This window comes from Thermococcus eurythermalis (genome assembly GCF_000769655.1).
GTDB classification, from domain to species: Archaea; Methanobacteriota_B; Thermococci; order Thermococcales; family Thermococcaceae; genus Thermococcus; species Thermococcus eurythermalis.
On record NZ_CP008887.1, the window covers coordinates 1,414,159 to 1,436,335 of the forward strand.

A 22,177-nucleotide genomic window follows, 5' to 3' on the forward strand; every position below is an offset into this window, starting at 1 on the left:
GGGTTAAAGACCTCAAGAGATAGCTTTGGGGTCTTAAGGACCAAGTCAAAAGATTTGTGCAAAAAGAAGCTCAAAGTAGTCATTCTCGATAGCAAAACTAAGAAAATTCAGAAGACGGGCGCGTAGCCCATTTCCTCCGCTATCTTCCTGAGCCTCTCGATTCTCTTCTCGGTCGGCGGGTGCGTTGAGAACAGCTCTGCAATGCTCATGCCCCTGAATGGGTTCACGATGAACATGTGGGCCGTTGCAGGGTTTCCTTCCCTCATCGGCCTGTACCTGACGGCCTGCTCAATCTTCATGAGGGCCCTCGCGAGCGCCCAGGGCTTTCCGCTGATCTTTGCACCGCCTTCGTCGGCCAAGAACTCCCTGGAGCGGCTTATGGCCGCCTGAATGAGCATCGCCGCTATCGGGGCTAGAATGGCCACCAGTATTGCGGTGAGCACGTTGTTCGCGTCGTCCTCGTCCCTCCCAAAGCCGCCAAATATTGCTATCCACCTGGCCCAGTAGGCGAGCTGCATTATGGCTCCGGCCATCGCGGCCGCCACAGTCCCGATGAGTATGTCGCGGTTCTTTATGTGGGTCAGCTCGTGGCCGATAACGCCCTCAAGCTCGTCCCTGTCGAGGATTTTGAGCAGCCCCGTGGTCACGGCGACGACCGCGTGCTTCGGGTCCCTTCCCGTGGCGAACGCGTTAGGCGTCTCGGTCGGGATTATCGCCACCTTCGGCATCGGAAGGCCCGCCCTCTCAGCGAGGTTCCTGACTATCGCGTATAGCTCCGGGGCTTCCATTTCATCAACTATCCTCGCGTTGTACCAGCTGAGGACGATTTTATCGCTGTACCAGTAGGTTATGAAGTTGAACAGCATTGAAAAGAGGAACATCATGAAAGCCACATTTGGCCCGCCGAAGAGGTAGCCTATACCCATGAGCAGTCCCGTGAGGATGGCCATCAGCAGGCCGGTTCGAAGCCACATCACGAGTCCCATTCTCTCACCCCCGAACTAAAATAACTATATGGTATTAAAAATTTTGGCTTCCAAGAACCGCAGGATGCACTGAAAAGGCACCTCTCAGGGGTTAGAAAGAGAATAAGAGGGGCATCACATGCCCATGTCCATGCCACCCATTCCACCCATACCGCCGGGCATTCCTCCGCCCTGGCCGCCCTCGGGCTTGCTGAGCTTGGCGGCTATGACGTCGTCGATCCTGAGGATCATGATTGCCGCCTCGCTGGCGCTCTTGATGGCCTGCTTCTTAACCCTCAACGGCTCGATGATGCCCTTTTCGAGCATGTCGGCGGGCTCGCCCGCAAAGACGTCGATACCAATGGCTTTGCCCCTGTTCTTGTGCTCGCTGATGACCTTGACGAGCATCTCGACGGTATCGAGACCGGCGTTCTCGGCGAGGGTCTTCGGGATTATCTTGAGGGCCTCGGCGAAGTTCTCGATGGCGAGGGCCTCCTTACCACCGACCTCCTTGGCGTACTCGTCAAGCCTGATGGCAAGTTCAATCTCAGGAGCACCGCCAGCCGGAAGGACGTAGCCGTCCTCCATGACGTCCTTGACGACCTTGATGGCGTCCTCAAGGGCGCGCTCAACCTCATCGATGACGTGCTCGGTGCCGCCGCGGATGAGTATGGTGACGGCCTTCGGGTTCTTGCAGCCCTCGACGAAAATCATGCTCTCGCCGGCGATCTTGCGCTCCTCAACGAGGTCGGCGTGGCCGAGATCCTCAGGGGTAAGGTCCTTAACGTTGGTGACGATCTTGGCGCCGGTGGCCTTGGCGAGCTTCTCCATGTCGCTCTTCTTGACGCGCCTGACGGCGAGGATACCCTTCTTGGCCAGGTAGTGCTGGGCGAGGTCGTCAATACCCTTCTGGACGAAGAGGACGTTCGCACCGGTGGCGGCGATTTTGTCCACCATCTCCTTGAGCATCTTCTCCTCCTGCTCAAGGAAGCTCATGAGCTGGTCGGGGCTGGTGATGTTTATCTTGGCATCGGTCTCGGTCTTCTTGACCTCAAGGGCCTCGTTTATGAGGGCGATCTTGGCGTTCTCAACCCTCTTCGGCATCCTGGGGTGGACGCGCTCCTTGTCGATGACGACGCCGCGAACGAGCTCGCTCTCCTCAACGCTCTCGCCGGCCTTCTTCTCAATCTTGATGTTGTCGATGTCCACGGTGAACTTTCCGTCCTTCTTCTCGGCGACCTGCCTGACGGCGTCAACGGCAAGCCTGGCGAAGAGCTCCTTGTGGCTCTCGGCGTTCTTGCCGGTGATTGAGGTCATGGCTATCTTCATGAGGGTCTCATCGTCGTCCGGAGTGACCTCTATGGCGATGTCCTGGAGTATCTCCTGGGCCTTCTCAGCTGCAAGGGCGTAACCCTTGATGATTATGCTCGGGTGAATGTTCTGGTCGAGGAGCTCCTCAGCCTTCCTGAGAAGCTCACCGGCGATGACGACGGCGGTGGTGGTTCCATCGCCGGCCTCCTTATCCTGAGTCTTGGCAACCTCAACCATCATCTTAGCGGCAGGGTGCTGGAGGTCTATCCTGTCCAGAATAGTGGCTCCATCGTTGGTGACAACGACGTCACCAAGGCTGTCAACGAGCATTTTATCCATTCCCTTCGGGCCGAGGGTGGTCCTAACAGTCTCGGCTATAATCCTTGCAGCCAGAATGTTAAGCCTCTGAGCGTCCCTACCGACATACCTCTGGGTTCCCTCAGGCAGAATAACAACCGGCTGTCCACTAAGCTGTGCCATTTGACATTCCTCCAAACGTTTTACCTTATTGCAGGGACGCTTCGTCAGTGCTCTATTTAAAGTTTTTGCTCAAATTGTTCAAATTTTCGCTTTTGCTTTAGTCGGTTGACAGAAAAAGCTGGAAAAAACTATAGAAAGGGCTAAAACGTTAAGCGAGAGCTGAGAGTGGTGGTAGAATGAAGCTCATAGCCCAGGGTGCCGAGGCAAAAATCTACGAGGGAACCTTTGAGGAGGTCTTCGGCGTCCCGCTCCTCGGCGAAAAGGTAATCGTGAAGCACAGGGTTCCGAAGCGCTACAGAATTCCTGAGATAGACATAAAGCTCAGAAAGGAGCGGACGGTCAGGGAGGCGAGAATCCTCCACCGTGCAAAGGAATTCGGCGTGAACTGCCCTTACATCTACGAGGTCAACCTGCGGGACATGATAATAGTCATGGAGTTCATTGAGGGGAAGAGGCTGAAGGAGCACCTCGAAGAAGTTTCAATGGACGAAAGGCTGGAGCTCTGCAGGGAAATCGGAAGGCAGGTTGCGAGGCTCCACAAAGCCGGCATCGTCCACGGCGATTTGACGACGAGCAACATGATCCTCCGCGAGGGGAAGGTTTACCTCATAGACTTTGGCCTAGCCGACTTTGACTCAACTCTGGAAGCGAGGGGCGTTGACCTCCACCTCCTCAAACGCGCCATGGAGAGCACGCACTACACGTGGTTCGAGGAGGGTTTCAGAGCCGTTCTTGAGGGGTACGGCGAGGTTCTCGGCGAGGAAGTGAGGAAGGAAATCGAGGAGAAGATAGAAGAGATAGAGAGCAGGGGGAGGTACCGGGAGCGGAGCTGGGTGAAATGATTCACCACCGGCTGTTCTACATATTTTAGATGCCCGGAACCCCAAGAATGCGCCTGAACAACAAAACGAGATGATGAATCTCAGAGAAAATGGGGGCTGAAATCAAAAGGTAGAGGATAGAAAATCAGACCTTGAACTTACTGACAGCTTCCACGAGCTTCTGCACAACCTTATCAAAGTCAGACATGGTTGCCCTTACCTCCTCCAGTGCGGAAGTCTGCTCCTCCGCCGCGGCGCTGACTTCCTCCGCAGCTGCAGTGGTCTCTTCCGCAGAGGCAGCGAGGTTCTCAAGGAAGCGCAGGCCCTCGTCTATCTTCTCGCCCTCCTCAAGCACCTTGTTCTTCAGCTCATTGGCCTTGACTTCCATCTCCTCCATGAGCTCCGCTATTTGGGTTAGATAGGAAACGCTCTCCTTGAGGACTTCGGTTGAAGTGGATACGGTCTCCACGCTTTTGCCCGTGACCTCAACGCTCTCCTGTATTCTCTCCATTATCTGGTTCACGATGTTGCGTATGTCGTCGGCGGCGTTCTTGCTTTCCTCCGCGAGGTTTCTAATCTCATCGGCAACAACTGCGAACCCCTTTCCAGCCTCGCCGGCACGGGCGGCTTCAATGGCCGCGTTGAGGGCGAGCAGGTTGGTCTGCTCTGCAATGCCCGTGATGACGTTGGTGATGTTCGCGATGTTCTTGCCCATCTCCGCGACGCCCTTGACGGTCTCCTCTATCATCAGCATCATGTTCCTTATCTCTTCAATCTGACCAACAGCCTCTTCTCCTTTCTGGCCGCCCTCCCTGGCAAGTCCGACAACCTCACTCATGGACTTCTCAAAGTCCTCCATTGTGGTTATGGTCTCCTTGCCAATCTCGTCTATGTAGCGCATTGTTTCCGTCATGCGGTTGATGTTCTCCTGCTCGCGCTGGGCCTCTATGCTGACCTGGTTGATGGCCTCTGCAACCTGGCTGATTGCATCGCTGATCTGCTCTATGTTCTCCTTGATAACTGCGCTCCTTTCTTGGACAGTGATTGCCGCGTCTTTGATCGCCACGACCATGTCGTTTAAGTTATGGCGCATCTTCTCTATCGCTTTTCTTATCTCCCCCAGGTGCCCGTTGAGCTTCGTGTCTTCGACCGAGAGGTCGCCCTCTGCAATTCTGTCAAGGATTTCAATGATTACTCTCATCTGCTCCTCTATTTCCCTGCGGTACTGATCAACCTCCGGTGGGATTGTGGCCTTTTTTGCTATGTTCTTCGTCAGCATTATCCCGGCGCCGACTCCAAAAATGCCTCCGACCAGACCGGCAAGGGGGCCCGCCAGAAAAGCGGGCACGATAGTCAGGCCGAAGGCCAGAACTGGTGATGCTATGAGCGCGGCTTTCTCGTTCATGGCGGATTCCCTCCAAAGGAATAACGCGCAGGATATACTTAAAGTTTTCTAATTAAACAAAGTAAGAACATAACGCTCTACAAGTGTAGTAACTACCTACACAGAGACCTACACACCCCGTCCGAAGGAGACCAGAATCCGCTCATATATCTCCCTGTCCTTCCCCCTCGATGTCCTTGCAAGCCTCTCAACTATCAGCTCGGGAGTGCTCCTGCCGAGCTTTCCAAAGATGGGCTGCCTGTCAACGATCAGGTTGAGGTTCTCGTCGAGGCCCTTCGCCTCTATCCCGTCCACCCTCGCGAACGGGAGCTCCTTCTTCAGGTCTTCTCCAAGGTGGGAAACTATGACAACCAAGAAGCCCCTTTCCCTTGCCACCTTGAGGAGTTCACCGATTATCTTCACCGCCGCGCCGGGCTCGGTTATTGCTTCAAACTCGTCGATCAGGATTAGCTTCTTCCCCTTGCCCCTCAGCGCCCTCACAAACGACCTCAGCGCCGTTTCAAACGCCCCTGCGCCGTAAACGCTCTTCTTACGCCTGAAAAAGAACAGCTCGTCAAGGGGTTCAATCCAGGCTTTCTGGGCAGGAACCGGGAAGCCCATGTGGAACAGGATTTCTATCTGGGTTATCAGCTCAAGCAGGCTCGTCTTTCCACCGCTGTTTGCCCCGGTGAGGATTACTATGCCCTCGTCCCTAACCGCGTCTGCACCCGGAACGTTGAGCTCCTCGGGCTTCTTTCCCACCACATAGCTGACCGGCTGGGGGTTCTCGATGAACAAGTGCCTTCCCTGAAGGAACGCTATGCCCCCTTCCCAAACCCCCGGGAACGAAAAGCCCTCAGTGAACTCCCTAACGGCCAGAAGGAAATCGAGTTCATGAACCCTCTCAATCTCATATCTGAGCTTTGGTATTAGGGGACCGATTTTCTCAAGGGTCTCCCTAGCTGCCAGGTAGCGTTCGAGGGCAAGCTCCCTTTCAAGGAGCCTCCTCAGCCCCTCAATGCTTTCGGGCGCCACGCGGACGGGGTAGAGCTCTTCCCTGGAAAATACCTCAACGGCTGTGCCCAGCCTCTCGGAGAGCTCGTGTTCCGCCCTGTTTATCAGCTCAAGGATTTCTTCCTCAATTCCGCTGAAGTGCCGGAATATGGCGTCGTAGTTCCCCTCGCGGAGCTGGGTGAGGAAGTTTAAGAGCTCCTTGCCGCTCAGGGTCAGGCTGAAGTTCTCAAGCCTTTCCCCGATTTTCTCGTTGAGCTCGTGCTCCTTCTCGGCTATCAGCTCGTCAAGCGATTCGAGGACGCTCTCCCGCTCCATTACCTCGCCGAACTTTTCAAGCGCGTCCAGGATATCTGGAGCAACGCTTCTCTCCCCAGTCATCTCCCCGATTCTCGCCAGGGCTTCAAGCGTCCCCCTGTTCTTCCAGAGGGGCAGGAGGTAAAGCTCGGGTGCGATGTCCTGGGGCTTTAACTCCACGTCAACACCGTAACCAAGCGTGCTGAGGACTATCGGGTATTCCTGGGCTTCCGTAGGGTCCGTGGTCACGTGACAGAGGCCCAGGGACTCGGCCCTCTCGACCTCGGACTCGTCAATGAGAAGAACCCTATCGCTCAAGAACTCCTTCTGAAACCGGATTGGCCTTACCTTTGAGATGAGGCCCCTCATTTCCGGCCTGACTTTGGGCAGGTTTGTCCTCAAGTACTCCTGTCTCTCGCGTATCTCTCCCGGGTCGTTTGTGAGTGAGAACCTCTCAAGATGGGCCTCGCTACCCGGGAGACTCAGCCTCTTTTTAATCTCCGCAGTTATTGCCCTGTAAATGGCCTTGGCCTCTGGGTTCAGCTTCGGCTTCATCTTTCGAGGCTACACCCCGGAGTTTATAAGGTTGACCTGCACTGATTAATTTATAAGATGAAGCGCGATAGTGGGCAAGACGAGAGTTACTCAATTTCATGCGCTGCCGTAGAGAGCATCTGGAGTGATGAAAATGATTAACGTGGGAACCTGCGGATTCTGCGAGGCCCGCGCGAAGTACTTTATGAATTTCGATGCCGTTGAGGTTCAGCAGACGTTCTACAGGATACTGCAGGAGAAGACCCTCAAACGCTGGCGCAAGGAAGCTCCTGAGGACTTCACCTTTGCCATAAAGGCATTCCAGGGGGTAACCCACCCGCCCAACAGCCCGACATGGCGCAGAAGCAACGTAAGACCCGGCAAAAACGTCGGTCTCTTAAAACCGACCAGTGAAGTCCTCCACTTCTGGAGGATAACGCTGAAGGAAGCCGAGGCCCTCGGTGCGCGTTTTATCCTGATACAACTGCCCAAAAGCTTCAGGGAGAGCGAGGAGAGCTTTGATAACGCCGAGAAGTTCTTCAAGATGGTGGAGAGGAAAGACTTTGAGATTGCCGTCGAGCTTAGGGGCTGGAGCGAGAGAGGCATCAAGCGCTTCGTCGGGGAATTCAATGTTATAGACGTCACGGATCCGCTCGTGAGGGTTCCCCTCCACAACGGCGAGACCAGCTACTACCGCCTGCACGGGCGCTACGAGAACGGAAGGATAATCTACAGGCACTCCTACAGCGACGAGGAGTTGGAGAAAATCAGGGAGCGCGTCCTCGGCTGGAACCGCGGGGAGAGCTTTGTCTTCTTCAACAACTCGGACATGTGCAGGGACGCGAAGAGGTTCAAGGTGATGGTGAAGGAGTGAAGGGGGCGCCGCGGCCCCCTTAAAAAGTCAGGCACGGGTCCAGCTCATCACGCCTCAGCCGAGGGTGTCTTCATCATCCGTCCGGTTTTCAATCAAACCCTGGCTTCCTGGCGTTTACAACTTCTTTGTTCACGAGGGTTGGCGGAACCTCCCCGTTCTTGAATGCTATGAGGTTCCTCGCCACGAGCTCAGCCATTCCCTCCCTCGCCCCGTAAGTTGCACTCCCTATGTGGGGCGCGAGGACAACGTTTTTCAGGCTGAAGAGCTCCTCGTTGTAGTATGGCTCCTCCTCGTAGACGTCAAGTCCAGCCCCGGCTATCCAGCCCTCCTTCAGGGCCTTTATCAGCGCTTTCGTGTCCACCACCTTTCCACGCGCTATGTTCACGAGTATCGCCGTGTTCTTCATAAGCCTGAGCTCCCTCTCACCTATCATGTGGTAGGTCTCTTTTGTTAGTGGAACTGCCAGAACCACGAAGTCGCTCTCACCGAGGAGCTCGTCAAGGGGTTTGAACTCGCGTTGAGTTCTTTCTCGGCCTCAGGCTTCCTCGTGCGCGAAGTGTAGAGAATTCTCATTCCAAAGCCCCTAGCGCGCCTCGCAACGGCCTGGCCAATCCTGCCAAAGCCCACGATACCTATCGTCTTCCCGTAGACGTCGTAGCCGAGGAACCAGCGCGGGTGCCAGGCTATTCCCCGTCTCTTCCACTCACCGGAGCGCGTGAAGCTCTCGGCCTCGATGAGGCGCCTCGCCGCTGCGAGCAGAAGAGTCCATGCGAAATCTGCTGTTGCATCTGTGAGGACGTCGGGGGTGTTGGTGACGTAGATTCCCCTCCTTGTCGCCTCCTCGACGTCTATGTTGTCGTAGCCCACTGCATAGTTAGCCACAATCCTGAGCCTCGGGGCGGCGTCAAAGACCTCAGCGTCAATCCGCTCGCTGAGCATGGTCACCAGCGCATCGACATCGCGAACCTTTTCAAGCAGAACCCCTCTGGGGATTTCCCTCTCCTCGGGCCAGACCTCGACCTCAAAGTGCTCCCTCAGCATCGCGATACCGTTCTCAGGAATGGCGCGCGTGATGAAAACCTTTGGCATTGGCATCACCGGATAAAGAAAAGAAAAGGGGTACTTTTAGCGTTTTCTCAGCTTATCAACGAGCCAGATGAGTATCGGCAGGACTATGAAGGCCATCATATCCCCGGTGTCTCCTGCAAATGCCAGTACGTCTGCAAAGTTCTTGACACCTGCAAAGTACACCAGAGCTGGTGGGATAACCGTTAAACCCCAGGCTATCGGCCTCTTGAGCCCCACGAACTCCTCGTTGTTGCTCTGCTGTGCCAGTGCTATTCCTATGTAGCTCGTGGTTATGGCCAGGAGGGGAATAAGGTTGCCGACGATTTTTCCAGTGCGCCCGTAGAGAAGCTCAAGGCCCTGAGTGGCTATCTGTGGAGTGTTTCTGCCGAAGGCGAGAAGGAAAGCCACCATGAATATCGCGTAGATAACAGTTGGAATGACGAAGGCCCAGACGAGAATCTTCTTGGTCTCTTCGTAGCTTCCGAGCCCCTTGTAAACGTCCGGAATGACGGTGTGGCAGCCGAGGGCGAAGATTGCAACACCCGTCATGCTGAGAATTCCGGAGAGGTCTGTGTAGAGGCCGTTGCTGAGCTTTGCATGGGGGACGAGCATTACTGTGACCGCTATGAAGAGCGCCAGCATGGCGTAGCTCATTGCCAGCTCGGTCTTTCCGCTCGCTTCAAGACCGCGGTAGACCACCAGCGAGGCGAGAACCCAGAAGATGAGCGCTCCTACCGTCTCGCTTACCCCAAAGAGGCCCGCGAAGACGCTCCCCATTCCGGCTATGTAGGCCAGGACTGCACCAAAGCTCATTATGGAGATGCTGAGATACATCAGCCAGCCGCCGGCCTTCCCAAGGACGCGCTGGGCCACCGTGCTCATCTGTGCCCCGCCCATTCCTGCCGAGAACTTAAGGACGATGAGACCCGTCCAGAGCATGAGGAACATCACACCAATGAGCACTGCCAGGGCGGGTATAAGGCCGACCTTGCTGGCGGCGTAGGGCAGACCGAGCACTCCAGCACCTATCTGTGTCCCCACGAGGATAGCCAGAGCCTCCCCCTTTGTTATGTGCTTCTTCTCGACCTGTATTATGTTCACCCTGAGTCCCCGGGTGGCCTTTCTCTTCCTTACGTTCTGGATTATCACGAGCTTCTTTCTTCTCTGGGCCGCTATGCGGGCCGAATAATAGCGGCCGTGAGAAGTGGTGACCTTTTTCCTATCAACTCCCTCAGAGACCGGCATCTCTCTCACCAGTTCAGTGGCAGGACAAACCCAATTTAAATCCTCGCTCGGAAGGTTGAAGGGAATTTCCAATATCCTTCGATGGCCTCCCAGGTAGGTAGAATTTTTAAGCTCCCGATCAAAGTATTACCATGCTGAGCCACGCCGCTAAAATTCTTGCCAGGTCTAAGTTTGCGATAGCGTTTACCGGTGCAGGAATAAGCGCTGAAAGCGGCATCCCCACGTTCCGGGGCTTCAACGGCCTGTGGAAGAGGTACCGGCCGGAGGAACTTGCCACCCCCGAGGCCTTCAGGAGAGACCCTCACCTCGTCTGGGAGTTCTACAGGTGGAGGATGCGCAAAATTCTCAGAGCAAAACCAAACCCCGCGCACTACGCCCTCGCAAGGCTTGAGGAAATCGGCGTTCTTAAGGCGGTGATAACCCAGAACGTTGATGACCTGCACAGGGAAGCCGGGACGAAGAACCTGATAGAGCTTCACGGGAACATCTTCAGGGTTCGCTGTACCTCCTGCGATTACAGGGAGAACCTGAAGGGGAGCGGCCGCGTCCATGAGTTCGTGGAGTCTAGAGAACTCCCGAGGTGTCCGCGTTGCGGTTCTCTGCTCAGGCCTGACGTTGTGTGGTTCGGTGAGCCTCTGCCGAAGGAAGCACTGGAGAAGGCGTTTAACCTCGCCGAGAGGGCGGACGCGGTCATAGTTGTCGGGACGAGCGGTGTGGTGTACCCCGCCGCCTACATCCCATACATCGTGAAGGAAAGGGGCGGCAGGGTCATAGAGGTCAACGTGGAGAGGAGTGGGGTAACGCCGGTGGCGGACGTCTTTCTGCGTGGAAAGGCTGGAGAGGTTCTCCCAAAACTTGTGAAGCTCGTGGAGGGGCTGATATGAAGGTACTCCTTGTCGGTTTCACGAGTGAGGAGGTTGAGAAAGTCAAAGAGCTCGGCTACCCGGTTCTTCCAGTTCCCGAGCACTTCAGGGGCCTCAAAGTTTCGGAAATACTTGAAAAGGACTTCGAAGAGGGGAAGCTGGACTGGGCAGGCGGAAAGTTCCTCATAATGCACGGACTCAGCAACGAGGACATCAAGAGGGTAATCCCCGCAGTTAGGGAGCTCGCGGAGGGCAGAGTAATATTTGCGACGACAACTGAAACGAACCTGGGGTGGACACTCGAAGAACTTCTCGCGGAGCTCAGACAGGAAGACGAATACTTCCGGGCCATGCGGGAAGTGAAGAGACAGATAAAGGAACGGAAGGGCCCGTTCCTCGACATCGGCAACGTTAAATAATGGTTTAGTGTAACCACCAGTGAGGGTGGGGTCATGATAAAGGCCGTCCTGTTCGACTTAGATGACACTCTCGTTGATACGACTAAACTTGCCGAGATGGCGCGGCGCAACGCGATAGAAAACATGATACGTCACGGTCTTCCCGTTGGCTTTGATACCGCTTACAACGAGCTCCTTGAGCTGATAAACGAATACGGGAGCAATTTCAACAGGCACTTTGACTACCTCCTGAGGAGGCTCGAACTGCCCCAGAACCCCAAATGGGTGGCCTCTGGAGTCATAGCCTACCACAACACGAAGTTTGCTTACCTGCGGAGCGTCAGGGGCGCGAGAAAAGTCCTCCTTGACCTGAAAAGGGAGGGGTACGTCCTTGCAGTGGTCACCGACGGCGACCCGATAAAGCAGTGGGAAAAGATACTCCGCCTTGAACTCGACGACTTCTTTGACGACGTCTTCATATCGGATTACCTTGGCGTCAGGAAACCGCATCCGAAAATTTTTAAGCGGGCGCTTAAGAAACTGGGCGTGAGACCAGAAGAGGCCGTGATGGTCGGGGACAGACTCTATTCGGACATTTATGGAGCTAAAAGGGTCGGAATGAAGACCATCTGGTTCCGTTATGGAAAATACCGCGATAAGGAGCTTGAATACCTCGATTACGCGGACTTCGCCGTTGATAGTCTAGAAGAAGTGCCGAAAATCGTGAGGGGACTTAACAATGAGGAGAAAGAGCGTTCGGATTCGGAAGTTCATGCTGATTGACAGCGCCTACAAGTCCAGAATCCTCAGGGGGGATAAAGTCACGACAATACGATATGGCCTCTACGAGGCGGAGCCGGGCAGTGAGGTCTATCTCGTGATAACCCCCAGCGATACTGCGGTAGCGAAGGTAAGGATAACCCGCGTCGAGAGAAAGAAGGTGAAGGAGCTCACCAACGAAGACGCAAAGCTCGACGGCTTTTCCGACGTTAGAGAGCTCCTACGTGAACTGAACAGGATTTACGGGGAGCTCTACGGGGACGACGAGGTAACGATTATAGGGTTTGAGGTCATCAAGCGCTTTGAGGACGGGATTCCCCTCAAGTGGCTCAAGGGCCTCAACTACCGCGAGCCGGAGGAAATAGCGAGGCTCTACCTAGAAAACCAGGACAGGCTCAACTTCAACCGCGAGACCGACTTCATAATGCGCCGCATCTACAACGAGGGGCTCGGGAGAGCGGTCAGAACCTTCGGGCCCAAGAAAGTCCAGGGGGCGCTCCTCAAGGTCTACCACGGCCTCTACGGGGCGGGACTGATTTAGGGCAGGAAAAGCTTTTTTACGGCTTCTTCCTTCTTTAGACGCAATGAAAAAAAGCAAGTTTGACACCCGGTTTACAGCACTCACCGCGGGGGTTTTCTTTGTCCTGACCCTCCAGACGACGGGGCTACTCCGTGGGATAAACGAACTTGTCAATTCACGGCTTCCCCTCCTCGATACCCCTTTGATGAACTTCCTCACGTGGCTTGGTGATGGCCTCTTTCTCGTCCTCTTCGTGATTTTTGCGGTTCTGCACGACTGGAAAAGAGAAAGACGGCTTTCTGACAGAACCCTGGCCTTTGTAGCGTCGGCAGTGGTTGGACTTGCGGTGGTCGGGGTGCTGAAGTTCGCCTTCGCCGAACCGAGGCCGAGGCCACTCCCCGGAGCGCACGCACTTAGCGCCGGGGCCTTTCCCTCGGGGCATACCTTCAGGGCTTCGATAATAGCGGGCTACGTGGCCGACCGCTGGAAAAGGTTTGCCCCATTTGCATGGGCCTACGCAGTAGGAATAGCCCTCACAAGGCTGTTTCTTCACTACCACTGGCTTGGCGACGTCTTTTTCAGCCTCATCTTCGCCCCCTGGCTCTACCGCCTGTTAATTCTGACAGAGGACATCTGGCTTCCTTTTGCGAGAAGAATACTCGAAAAGTTCAAGGTGGGGGTCGTTGAGGTATGAACGGCATCATCGAGGTCTTTCTGCTCTCGCTCGTCCCGACGTTCGAGGGGCGCTACGCCATAGTCTACGGCATCGGCGGGGGTTATCCCCTATGGGAGACGCTTTTGACGGCTGCCCTGGGTGTTTTGCTCCTCTCAATTGCCCTTCCAGCAGCCCTGCCGTACATAGACAGGATTATGCTGTGGCTGGAGAATACCCCCTTGAAGAAGCTCGCGCGCCTGTATCTCTACTACGTCGAGCGCGTGAGAAAGAAGGCCCGCCCCTACGTTGAGAAGTGGGGTTTCCTTGGACTGATAGTGTTTGTCGCGATACCCCTGCCAGGGACGGGAATATGGACGGGTAGCCTCGCGGCTTACCTCCTGGGAATCGGGAAGAAGCAGACGGTTCCCGCCCTGGTACTCGGAGGACTCCTCAGTATGGCGATAACGGTACTCCCCGCGCTGGGGCTGTTTGGATAAGGCAAAAAGGAAAGACTCAGGCGGGCTTCAACATACTAGCCTTCCTTGATGTCCACACCTTTTGGAGCTCAAATGTGCTTAGACCTCAAGCCTCCCAAGTTCCTTCTCAATGAGCCTCCACTGCTTCTCCAAGTACGTGGAGGGGTCTGTGGCCACTATTAAGGTGCCTCCCGCGTTGAGGACGTGGTCTTTCAGTGATAGCAGGAACTTGAAAGCGCGTTCAAAGCCGTTTTCCAGCGCGAGGTACTCAAAGCAGTCGAGCACGACGATTGAATGTCCCATTTCTAGGTGCCTTTTGACCAGGTCCACAAGTATCCCCATATCGGTTGGGGGTATTATCGTCACGTTCTCAGAGGAAGCACTTGAAGAGACGTTGGTGACCCAGAAGACTGGAAACGTCGGTGTTCCGCCCTTAGGCGGGCTCCTGGTAATGAGAACACCGTTCCCAGCGGACTCCATTTTCTGGAGTATTGCCTGCAGGTGCCTCGGGTTGTCCACGTAAAACGCTCCCTTGGGGATGTTTACCACCGTGGTTTTGGGGGGCGTGACCTGGAAAAGTGCGTATTTTGCCATGCCGATTAGCATCATCGTCCTGAACAGCGCCCCCGCTCCATAAAAATAAGAGGAAAGCGAAGTGTTTATCGTCACAGGGTACGTGAGGTTAATAACACCTAGAAGGAATGCGCCGAGGGGAAAGAGGACTGCAATGTTTTTGATTCCTATGCTTCTCTCAATCAGAACATAGCTAAGGGTCATGAGGGACAGCCCAACAAACGACACGGGAAACGCCATCAGAACTGAGGGGGACAGACTGTATATCGTCGTGATAAGGACGTAAGCGGAGCCTCCTGCGACAATTGCAGTGAGCAAGACTTGAGCACGCAGACTTTCAAGCCGTTCAAGAATGGCAAGAGAAGTGACCAGTAAAAGTACCCCCTGGATCACGGCCAGCAGGGCCATGAGGGGCATTAATGCAGTTACTTCAGGGTTTACCCCCAGCTCTTCCAGTATCGGCCCCTGGGCAAGTGCGGCCAAGACATCAATCCATAATGCTAGGCTCAAGAAGAGCATGAACTTCTCCTGCTTCCTGACCCACCTGTAGAGGGCAAACCCCCACGTAAAAAGCCTCATAATCACATTTAGAATCTCCAGCACGCGCCTCACCCACTTAGTATTATTGCTTCGTGTGGGGGCTATTAACGTTTTGGTTTTTAGAGCTAGTTTAGAGGAAACTTTCGACAGAATTTTGAGAAGATTTTTAAAAAATTACATTTTTCTTTCTTAAGTCTTGTCGTTCACGGCTGGGATGCAGTAAACTACTCAACGCCTTTCAATCAGGAAGGCAACACTTTTTTAAAGCCTAAAAATCCTACCATACTTTGAAATGAAGCGCTCAGTAACAATAAAACTCCACCCCTCAAAAGAACAAGCGAAAATCCTCCACCAGTTAGCCGATTCAGGAGCCAAAGCCTGGAACCGAGTAAACTACTTGAGGCGACAACAATACTTCAAAGACCAAATCGTGGACTTTAACAGAACCGAGAAAACCGTTTATGGGGAGTTTAAACGGGAAATCGGTTCAGCAACCGTCCAGCAAATAGCGAGGAAAAACGCCGAAGCTTGGCGGAGTTTCTTCTCCCTCCTCCGAAAAAAGCGGAATGGTGAACTTCCCTCTTGGCTTAAGCCCAAACCACCAAACTATCTCAAAGAAGGCTGGCAGAGAAAACCCTTAATCGTCCTGAGAAACGACCAGTACAAGATTGAAGGGAACAAACTAATCCTCAAGGGTCTTGGCAAGTTTAAACGCCTCGAAGTCCAGTTTAAGGGAAGAATTCACCTGAAGGGCAAGCAGGGGCGGTTAGAAATCACTTACGACCCCGTTAGGAGAAAATGGTATGCTCACGTGAGCTTTACAGTCGAGGAAAAACTCGAAGACGAAAAATGGGTAAGAGTTCCAAGAACTCCAAAGGGAAGCCTCTCGGCGGGCATAGACTTGGGAGTGAACAATCTCATGGCCGTCTATGTCGAGAATGGAGAAAGCTTTCTGGTCAATGGAAGACCGCCTAAAAGCATTGACTTCTACTGGAGGAAGAAGATTGCTGACTACCAGTCAAAACTCAATAAATCGGGAGCCAAGACGAGTAGGAAACTCAGGAGAATGCACGAAAAGGCTAAGCTTCAGGCTAAACACTACATCAACACTGCCGTAAGAGGAACGGTTAGGAAGCTCTACGAGTTGGAGTTAATAGAATCGTCGTTGGTTATCCAAAGGGCATGGCTCGGAATTCTGACAAGGGTAAAAGGCAGAACTTCCTCCTCTCTCACGTTTGGAGGTTTAATTACGTTATTAAACGCTTGATTGAAGTTGCGGAAGAGTATGGTATTCGTGTTGTGGTTGTTAATGAGGCTTTCACGTCTAAGGTTTGTCCCGTTTGCGGGAAGCCTCACGAGGGGGCTCGTTTCGTTCGTGGTTTGTTTGAGTGTCCCGCGACGGGGCTTGTCATGAATGCTGATCTCGTTGGTGCTTTTAACATTTTGAGGAAGGTTGTGAGGACCATAACCCCGAATCTGGGCAGGCTTTATGCTCAGAGGAGGGGTAACGGGGGGAAGGCCCGGCCAGAGGGGTTCGAAGAACCCTTTTCAAGGGTTGCCCTAATGAGAACCCCTCGAACCTCCCCATCACTGGCGAGGGGTTAAGCCAAACCCTCGCCCTTCACGGCGGGAAGGAGGTCAGCAAAGAACGGGGCGTCACTTCGTCGCCCTCGTTATCCCGACGTCCTCCACGAGGACGTAGGGCGTCGAGACCGGCGTGCTGACCTCCCACCAGTGGATGTGGTAGCTCTCCTTTCCGAGGGCCCTGATGCCCTCAAGGATTCTCTGCAGGTTGTCGCTGACGCGGACGTTCCTTATCGGCTTCAGCTCGCCGTTTTCAATGAGGAATATCCCGTCCCTCGGTATCGTCGAGAAGTCCCCTGCAACGTAGTTCTGGAAGCGCGTGTACCAGACGTTGGTGATGTAGATGCCCCTCTTGACCTCGCTGAAGAGCTCCTCCTTCGACCAGTCGCCCGGTTCGAGGACTATGTTCCAGGCGTGGGGCATTATCAAGCCCGCGTTTGCCGTGGTCTCTGTGCCGTACTTCCTGGCAAGGCTCGTGTTAAGGAGGAACGTCTTGAAGGTTCCGTTCTCGATTATCGTCGTTTCCCTTGTCGGGACGCCCTCGTCGTCGAACTTTCTCGTTCCGTAGCCGTTGGGCATGTTGCCGACGTCCTTTATCGTGACGAGCTCACTCGCGACCTTCTGGCCGAGCTTGTCCACGAGGAAGCTGAAACCGGCCTCTGCCGCGTAAGCCGAGGTCATGAAGCTCATGTAGCTGAGCAGGTTCGCAAACGCCAGCGGGTCGAAGATGACGTCGAAGCGTCCCTCCGGTCCCTGCTCCGGGTTCTGCGCCATTCTTGCTATCTCTCCTGCTTTTCTTCCAGCGGATTCTGGGTCGAACTTCTTGAGGACGCGGACCGAGTTCGTCCCGTGGCCGCTCTCAAGGTCTCCGATGAAGGCCCTAACGCTTATCTCTATCCCCGTCCCCTCGTCGAAGGCCTCAACGCCGTTGCTCGTGGTGAGGTAAAGCTTGTTGTGGTCGGTGTAGAGGACACCTGCAACTCTCTTGGCGCCCTCCTCGAGGGCGGCGTTGATGGCTCTCTCCACGTACTCGTTCGGCTCGTCGAGCTCAACTATGGCCTTGTCAAAGGTCTCTGGAATGTCCCTGTACTCAAACGGACCCTCGGCGATTCCATAGTAGTCCTCCTTCGGCGCCATGCCCTTCATGTTGCTCAAGAGTGTCTTTAGAGTCCTCTCGATGTTCTCCTCGCTCAGCTCGGTTATGGTCGTGCTCGCTACCCTCTTGTCCTTCTCGACGAAGAGCTCCACCTTCCTCTCGTGCCAGTTCTTGGCGACGGTTATCTCGTTGTTGGCGAAGCGAACCTGTCTCCTGTCCATCTCGTAGCCCAGAACTACGACGTCACCGAAGCCGAGCTCCTTGGCCTTCTTAAGGATGAACTCATTAACGTCGAACATCTTCACCACCTCACGGCCTCCTAAGCGGTATGTCCCTGAGCCTCGCGTGTGATCCACCCATCCACACCGGGACTCCCTGACTGGGCTCGCCCTTACCGCAGGTTCCAGGATAGAACTCGACGTCTTTACTGTGGAATTTATATTAACTGAAAGTTAATAACCTCTTGTCTTAAAAAAATTTATAAATTCATGGTTTTGTAATTGTACTTGAAAAACACTTGGAGGTGTGAATTGTGAAAATAGAAACACTTTACACCACAAAGGAGGAGATAACCAGCGGATGTCAGGTACCTCCGAATTTTTACGGATGTCCAAATTTGTGCATAACAATAAATGACGAGGAGTCTGAGTGAGATTTTAGATTAGAATTTTTTATTTTTTATATTTGATTTGAGGTAATATACAAGGTGATATACAATGAGATTAAATAAACTTGTACACTTTATTAAAAACGATGATGGATACATTGTCATAAATCCCCTTATCGGAGAGATCGATGTCATTGACTCTGAACTATACAATATGCTAATATCAGCAAATTTCAATTTGATTCCCCAAAAAATATTTGAGGTGTTAAAAGATAAATTAATTATAGTCCAAGATAATTACAATGAATTTTATGCTTATGAAAATCTTTTGAAAAAATTGAAATTTGATGTATCCTTTCAAACATTCACAATACTTGTCACTAGATCGTGTAACTTTGAATGTGTATATTGTTATGAACATACTAATCAAATTTTACTCCAAGAAAGACACATGAACAGGCGCATTGCAGATGAAGTCATTGAGTTTATCAATAGGATGTCATATAACTCAAAAAAGATAAAGGTGATATTCTATGGTGGCGAGCCACTCCTAAATATTAATGTACTCACATATCTTATGGACGAACTAGAAAGTCATCAGGGTCAAAAAATTACGTTTGAGCTGATAACTAATGGTTATCTTGTAAAGGATCTGTGGGAGAGGTATAAAAAATACTTCAAGAAATTTAAACAAATTCAAATAACGTTGGATGGTCCTCCAGAAATTCATAACAAGCTCCGCCCATTAAGAGGAGGGCTCCCTACATTTGAGACAATAATTACGGGAATCAAATTGCTGACAGATAATGGAGTTCATGTTGCTTTAAGATCTAACTTGTACCTAAAGTACATTAAGGAATATCCAAAACTGCTTGATGAGTTAGATAGATACGGGATAAACAAAAAGTATCTTCATATAGGAATAGGATTTGTTCACCCAGATGAAATTAAAAATTATCCTCTGATTTCAAAAAAATTTCTTAATTTATATTTGCAAATTAAGAGAAGAGGTTTTAGTATAACTCTCCCGTTCTATGTACAGAGAATACCCTGTGGAGCAATAACAAACAATTCATTTGTTATTGATTATAATGGAGATATTTATAAATGTTGGGCTTTAGTGGGATTAAAACAATTTAAAGTTGGGACTGTACAAAAGGGCATCTCAGAAAAAACCCACAGAAAGTTCCTTAGTCTTAATCCGCTTAATAATTCAAAATGCAGGGATTGTCCAATGTTAATGTTTTGTGGTGGTGGATGTATATACAATAACTACTTGCATTCTGGCAAATTGGATCTTGGTTTTTGTCCCTTTCAAAAATACAGTTTCAGGGAGTACCTACAACTATTCATTAAGGAGTTAGGAGACAAATATGCAAGTAAGAAACAAATTTAGCGAGTTAGGAGGCGAGACCATGAACTACGTTAATCGTTTCTACATTTCGAGTCTTCTTCATATAGTTTTCTATTCTGGTTTCTACTTAATCTATCTTCAGAGTCTTGGCCTTTCTAAAACCCAGATGGGATTTTTAATGAGTTTATCTCTAATTCTAGTTGCTTTACTTGAAGTCCCTACAGGAATCGTTGCTGACAAGATTTCAAAGAAGGTAAGTGTCTTACTTTCAAAGATCCTCACGATACCGAGCGTGCTTGCATTGTACCTTGCGCATTCCTTTCCAGGGGTTCTCCTTGCGACACTCTTCGGCGCGCTTTCAGTTGCTCTCATGACCGGGGCAGAAACTGGGTGGATTTACGAACTTCTCAGCAAGAGTGGTAGAGCCAAGGATTATCCAAAGGTTTATGGTAGGCTTAGATCTTTCGAGATGATAGGAGGTTTCGTTGGAACCATGATGGGCGGATTCCTCGCTGATTTTGTCGGCATGAGATTAACGATACTCTTAACTATACCCTTCGTCGTCGCATCCTTTCTTGTTCTCGCCACGATTCCTGGAGATGAAGCAAAGAGTGGGCTTTCTTATAGTCTCCACCTTCTTGAAAGCTTGAAATTCATAAAAAAACCTCCAGAAGTCATTTGGCTCTTCCTATATGCTAACATCATTGGACTTCCAGTTACAGCCTTCACAGCTTTTATGCAACTCTACTTTTATAGGTTCCTGGCATCCCTTATAGCAGTTTCGGCAATCTCTGCATTCCATACGGTCATCAACAGCGTCTCATGGTGCCTTGACGTTGGTAAGTACAGAGATGTTTTCTACCGTCATGCGGGAATAATACTACCCCTCCTTCTTCTCCTTGCAGGGCTTAATAAATGGCTCGGTTTTGTTACCCTAATCCTTGGCACTTTCACATTTGCCCAGGCCTTCAAGGAGTGGCAAGGGAAGTTCCAAGGTGCGATTCCTGACGAAAAGAGGGCAACATTAGGGTCTCTTTACTCACTCACTGCGGCGATAACCAATGGCATCCTAAACGCTCTCCTAGGATGGCTCTTTGACTGTATCGGTATAATGCACGGGCTTATTATTATAGCCTCATTCTTCCTTGGGATAGGCTTTTTATTCTCAATTATTAGTAGGAAGCACGGCTATTAAGGTCTTTTTGGCTTTATCCTTCGAAATGGGCTTTAACGCCCTCGTCATCGTAGAGGTAGAAGCCCCAGCTGTTCGGAATCGTCGGGTCGTCTATGACAGTGACTACCTCGCTCCCGATTCTCTCGCCGAGCATGTCGGGCTTGACAAAGCTCTCTCCCGCCTGGGCGGCTTCCCTACCAAAAATCCTGTCGGACTCGTAGGGGTGGCCGACGCTCTCGTGAACCGCTATGCCAGCGACTTCAGGGCTTATGACGAGGTCAACCCTCCCTTCCGGTGGCTTCTTGCCCTCGGTTATGAGCCTCTTCAGGGCTTTGACGTCCTTCACCGCCCAGTTCCAGGGCTCGTCCTTCTCGATTAGCTCGAAACCACCGGAAAAGGCCCTCTGGACGAAGGGCGCCTGCTCCATCTGACCGTTCTCGAAGACAACGAGGTTATAAGTTACCGAAACGCGCGGGATTTTGCTCTTTACGTAGGCCCCCTCGCTGTTTACGAAGACCTTCTTCCATAGCTGGTCGGAGTACATCAGGTAGCGCATGGGAACGTTCACGCCGGTGGCTTTAACCTCCTCCTCGATTTTCCGGAGGATTTCTAACTTCTCTTCCGGGGAAACGTCCCTGAAGTCCTTCTTCATCTTGACCTTGTAGGAAACGCGGTGGAAGTCCTCTTCTGAAAAGCGAATTGGCTCGTTTCTCACCTTGGAGGCCGCTCTGGCTAGCTTAACGGCCTTCTTGACGGCCTCAGCGACGCTCTCCTTCGTGAGGACGTTGGTGCTTGCGAAGCCCATGCCTCCCCCGACTAAAACCCTGATGCCAATCCCCCTGTCGGCGAGTATCTCAAGGCCTTCGGGATTGCCGTTCTTCATGGCCAGAGAAGTGCCGTTCTTCTCCTCAAAGCGAGCCTCGGCATAGCTTGCCCCCAGTTCGAGGGCTTTCTCAACGGCAAATTCCAGAAGTTCCATGCACACCACCTCGGATTAATGCATATAATAGTCCATAGAAGAGTATAAAAGTCTTTCCGTTTAGATGGATATCGAAAAGAAGAGAAGGCTTAAGTGTTCTTCTCATCATTAAATTCGGAAAGAGAGAAAATGTGTACGAATGAGAGATGCCCAAGCTAAAACTTCTCCTCGCACTCGCACGGCTTCTTCCCGCAGTAGGGACAGACGCCGGGGTACTTCTTCTTAGCCGCTTCCTCAATATCGATGTCAAGCAGGTTGGCCAAGCTGGCGAGCCACGCTAAAACGTCGGCGAACTCTTCCTCCATCGCCTCGCGGTCTCTCTTCCTTATCGCCTCGCTCAGTTCACCGACTTCCTCCACGAACCAGAGAAAGGTTCTCTCAACGCCCCTCTTTGAGTCCTTGTGGAAGTAGATTTCCTTAATCATCTCCTGGAATTCCCTGAGCTCCATGTTCACCACCAAAAAGAGTTCTGGCGGGCCCGGCGGGATTCGAACCCGCGACCTCCGGCTTAGAAGGCCGGCGCCCTATCCTGCTAGGCTACGGGCCCTCGCTCCTAAGGTTCCGGGGTGCTCTTATAAAAGTTGCGGT

General features: G+C 52.4%; 18 protein-coding genes, 1 tRNA gene and 3 pseudogenes. 11 read left to right on the forward strand and 11 right to left on the reverse strand.

All coding sequences use genetic code 11. The features are described from left to right. Positions 1 to 107 precede the first annotated feature (107 nt). Together TEU_RS07705 and thsB are read right to left on the reverse strand one after the other, a co-directional pair. Positions 108 to 986 (reverse strand): zinc metalloprotease HtpX, encoded by an 879-nt coding sequence (locus TEU_RS07705; protein ID WP_050003228.1) that lies wholly within the window; start codon positions 984 to 986, stop codon positions 108 to 110. Between the two features lie 114 nt (positions 987 to 1,100). Then, a complete protein-coding gene (gene thsB, locus TEU_RS07710) occupies positions 1,101 to 2,756 on the reverse strand; it encodes a thermosome subunit beta (RefSeq protein ID WP_050003229.1) in 1,656 nt (551 codons plus the stop codon). Between the two features lie 176 nt (positions 2,757 to 2,932). Between thsB and TEU_RS07715 the strand changes: the two genes are divergently transcribed. Next, entirely contained in the window at positions 2,933 to 3,598 is a 666-nt protein-coding gene (locus tag TEU_RS07715; protein ID WP_050003230.1) for a Kae1-associated kinase Bud32, read from the forward strand. A gap of 124 nt (positions 3,599 to 3,722) precedes the next feature. Here TEU_RS07715 and TEU_RS07720 read toward each other — a convergent pair whose 3' ends face one another. Both TEU_RS07720 and TEU_RS07725 read right to left on the reverse strand, forming a co-directional pair. Then, positions 3,723 to 4,982 carry a methyl-accepting chemotaxis protein gene (locus tag TEU_RS07720; RefSeq protein WP_050003231.1) on the reverse strand — a complete coding sequence of 420 codons (1,260 nt, stop codon included), beginning with the start codon at positions 4,980 to 4,982 and terminating at the stop codon, positions 3,723 to 3,725. Between the two features lie 108 nt (positions 4,983 to 5,090). Then, positions 5,091 to 6,824 carry a P-loop NTPase family protein gene (locus tag TEU_RS07725; protein ID WP_050003232.1) on the reverse strand — a complete coding sequence of 578 codons (1,734 nt, stop codon included), beginning with the start codon at positions 6,822 to 6,824 and terminating at the stop codon, positions 5,091 to 5,093. Between the two features lie 133 nt (positions 6,825 to 6,957). On the opposite strand from TEU_RS07725, the gene TEU_RS07730 reads away from it, so the two are divergent. Then, entirely contained in the window at positions 6,958 to 7,677 is a 720-nt protein-coding gene (locus TEU_RS07730) for a DUF72 domain-containing protein (protein WP_050003233.1), read from the forward strand. Positions 7,678 to 7,765: 88 nt separating this feature from the next. Here the strand turns inward: TEU_RS07730 and gyaR are convergent. Together gyaR and TEU_RS07740 are read right to left on the reverse strand one after the other, a co-directional pair. Continuing rightward, positions 7,766 to 8,772 (reverse strand): annotated as a pseudogene (gyaR, locus tag TEU_RS07735) (glyoxylate reductase). Positions 8,773 to 8,802: 30 nt separating this feature from the next. Next, a complete protein-coding gene (locus TEU_RS07740) occupies positions 8,803 to 9,990 on the reverse strand; it encodes an aromatic amino acid transport family protein (protein ID WP_050003234.1) in 1,188 nt (395 codons plus the stop codon). A 131-nt stretch (positions 9,991 to 10,121) separates the two neighbouring features. Here TEU_RS07740 and cobB point away from each other — a divergent pair, with 131 nt between their 5' ends. The 6 genes from cobB to TEU_RS07770 are packed head-to-tail and all read left to right on the forward strand — an operon-like array spanning position 10,122 to position 13,703. Next, a complete protein-coding gene (gene cobB / locus TEU_RS07745; RefSeq protein ID WP_050003235.1) occupies positions 10,122 to 10,874 on the forward strand; it encodes an NAD-dependent protein deacetylase in 753 nt (250 codons plus the stop codon). Next, positions 10,871 to 11,272, forward strand: coding sequence for a DUF3783 domain-containing protein (locus tag TEU_RS07750; protein ID WP_050003236.1), 402 nt, complete (start codon positions 10,871 to 10,873; stop codon positions 11,270 to 11,272). Before cobB ends, TEU_RS07750 begins: the two co-directional genes overlap by 4 nt. Before the next feature lie 33 nt (positions 11,273 to 11,305). Then, positions 11,306 to 12,034 carry a TIGR02253 family HAD-type hydrolase gene (locus tag TEU_RS07755; RefSeq protein WP_050003237.1) on the forward strand — a complete coding sequence of 243 codons (729 nt, stop codon included), beginning with the start codon at positions 11,306 to 11,308 and terminating at the stop codon, positions 12,032 to 12,034. Next, on the forward strand, positions 11,991 to 12,572 hold the full coding sequence (locus tag TEU_RS07760; protein ID WP_050003238.1) for an ASCH domain-containing protein: 582 nt from the start codon (positions 11,991 to 11,993) through the stop codon (positions 12,570 to 12,572). Before TEU_RS07755 ends, TEU_RS07760 begins: the two co-directional genes overlap by 44 nt. Positions 12,573 to 12,615: 43 nt before the next feature. Beyond that, a complete protein-coding gene (locus TEU_RS07765; RefSeq protein ID WP_050003239.1) occupies positions 12,616 to 13,245 on the forward strand; it encodes a phosphatase PAP2 family protein in 630 nt (209 codons plus the stop codon). Further along, a complete protein-coding gene (locus tag TEU_RS07770) occupies positions 13,242 to 13,703 on the forward strand; it encodes a COG2426 family protein (protein ID WP_050003240.1) in 462 nt (153 codons plus the stop codon). Before TEU_RS07765 ends, TEU_RS07770 begins: the two co-directional genes overlap by 4 nt. Positions 13,704 to 13,781: 78 nt before the next feature. Here the strand turns inward: TEU_RS07770 and TEU_RS07775 are convergent, their stop codons facing one another. After that, positions 13,782 to 14,858: a DUF835 domain-containing protein gene (locus TEU_RS07775; protein ID WP_050003241.1), complete on the reverse strand. Its 1,077-nt coding sequence runs from the start codon at positions 14,856 to 14,858 to the stop codon at positions 13,782 to 13,784. 229 nt (positions 14,859 to 15,087) lie between these two features. Between TEU_RS07775 and TEU_RS07780 the strand changes: the two are divergent. After that, a pseudogene (locus TEU_RS07780) lies at positions 15,088 to 16,400 on the forward strand (RNA-guided endonuclease InsQ/TnpB family protein). A gap of 51 nt (positions 16,401 to 16,451) precedes the next feature. Here TEU_RS07780 and TEU_RS07785 read toward each other — a convergent pair. Then, positions 16,452 to 17,774, reverse strand: a complete 1,323-nt coding sequence (locus TEU_RS07785) for a TldD/PmbA family protein (RefSeq protein ID WP_050003242.1) — start codon at positions 17,772 to 17,774, stop codon at positions 16,452 to 16,454. A gap of 417 nt (positions 17,775 to 18,191) precedes the next feature. On the opposite strand from TEU_RS07785, the gene TEU_RS07790 reads away from it, so the two are divergent. Next, positions 18,192 to 19,478, forward strand: coding sequence for a radical SAM/SPASM domain-containing protein (locus tag TEU_RS07790; RefSeq protein ID WP_050003243.1), 1,287 nt, complete (start codon positions 18,192 to 18,194; stop codon positions 19,476 to 19,478). A gap of 19 nt (positions 19,479 to 19,497) precedes the next feature. After that, positions 19,498 to 20,631, forward strand: coding sequence for an MFS transporter (locus TEU_RS07795; RefSeq protein ID WP_050003956.1), 1,134 nt, complete (start codon positions 19,498 to 19,500; stop codon positions 20,629 to 20,631). Between the two features lie 28 nt (positions 20,632 to 20,659). Here TEU_RS07795 and TEU_RS07800 read toward each other — a convergent pair. The 3 genes and pseudogenes from TEU_RS07800 to TEU_RS07810 all read right to left on the reverse strand — a co-directional run. Further along, positions 20,660 to 21,589 (reverse strand): annotated as a pseudogene (locus tag TEU_RS07800) (TldD/PmbA family protein); the annotation flags it as partial. A 155-nt stretch (positions 21,590 to 21,744) separates the two neighbouring features. Beyond that, positions 21,745 to 22,038, reverse strand: coding sequence for a MazG nucleotide pyrophosphohydrolase domain-containing protein (locus tag TEU_RS07805; RefSeq protein WP_050003244.1), 294 nt, complete (start codon positions 22,036 to 22,038; stop codon positions 21,745 to 21,747). A gap of 21 nt (positions 22,039 to 22,059) precedes the next feature. Further along, positions 22,060 to 22,136 (reverse strand) — tRNA-Arg (locus TEU_RS07810). Positions 22,137 to 22,177 lie beyond the last annotated feature (41 nt).

Coding starts and splice junctions, on each gene's coding strand:
- TEU_RS07705 (WP_050003228.1), bottom strand. CDS start 986: ATGGGACTCGTGATGTGGCTTCGAACCGGCCTGCTGATGGCCATCCTC.
- thsB (WP_050003229.1), bottom strand. CDS start 2,756: ATGGCACAGCTTAGTGGACAGCCGGTTGTTATTCTGCCTGAGGGAACC.
- TEU_RS07715 (WP_050003230.1), top strand. CDS start 2,933: ATGAAGCTCATAGCCCAGGGTGCCGAGGCAAAAATCTACGAGGGAACC.
- TEU_RS07720 (WP_050003231.1), bottom strand. CDS start 4,982: ATGAACGAGAAAGCCGCGCTCATAGCATCACCAGTTCTGGCCTTCGGC.
- TEU_RS07725 (WP_050003232.1), bottom strand. CDS start 6,824: ATGAAGCCGAAGCTGAACCCAGAGGCCAAGGCCATTTACAGGGCAATA.
- TEU_RS07730 (WP_050003233.1), top strand. CDS start 6,958: ATGATTAACGTGGGAACCTGCGGATTCTGCGAGGCCCGCGCGAAGTAC.
- TEU_RS07740 (WP_050003234.1), bottom strand. CDS start 9,990: ATGCCGGTCTCTGAGGGAGTTGATAGGAAAAAGGTCACCACTTCTCAC.
- cobB (WP_050003235.1), top strand. CDS start 10,122: ATGCTGAGCCACGCCGCTAAAATTCTTGCCAGGTCTAAGTTTGCGATA.
- TEU_RS07750 (WP_050003236.1), top strand. CDS start 10,871: ATGAAGGTACTCCTTGTCGGTTTCACGAGTGAGGAGGTTGAGAAAGTC.
- TEU_RS07755 (WP_050003237.1), top strand. CDS start 11,306: ATGATAAAGGCCGTCCTGTTCGACTTAGATGACACTCTCGTTGATACG.
- TEU_RS07760 (WP_050003238.1), top strand. CDS start 11,991: ATGAGGAGAAAGAGCGTTCGGATTCGGAAGTTCATGCTGATTGACAGC.
- TEU_RS07765 (WP_050003239.1), top strand. CDS start 12,616: ATGAAAAAAAGCAAGTTTGACACCCGGTTTACAGCACTCACCGCGGGG.
- TEU_RS07770 (WP_050003240.1), top strand. CDS start 13,242: ATGAACGGCATCATCGAGGTCTTTCTGCTCTCGCTCGTCCCGACGTTC.
- TEU_RS07785 (WP_050003242.1), bottom strand. CDS start 17,774: ATGTTCGACGTTAATGAGTTCATCCTTAAGAAGGCCAAGGAGCTCGGC.
- TEU_RS07790 (WP_050003243.1), top strand. CDS start 18,192: ATGAGATTAAATAAACTTGTACACTTTATTAAAAACGATGATGGATAC.
- TEU_RS07795 (WP_050003956.1), top strand. CDS start 19,498: ATGAACTACGTTAATCGTTTCTACATTTCGAGTCTTCTTCATATAGTT.
- TEU_RS07805 (WP_050003244.1), bottom strand. CDS start 22,038: ATGGAGCTCAGGGAATTCCAGGAGATGATTAAGGAAATCTACTTCCAC.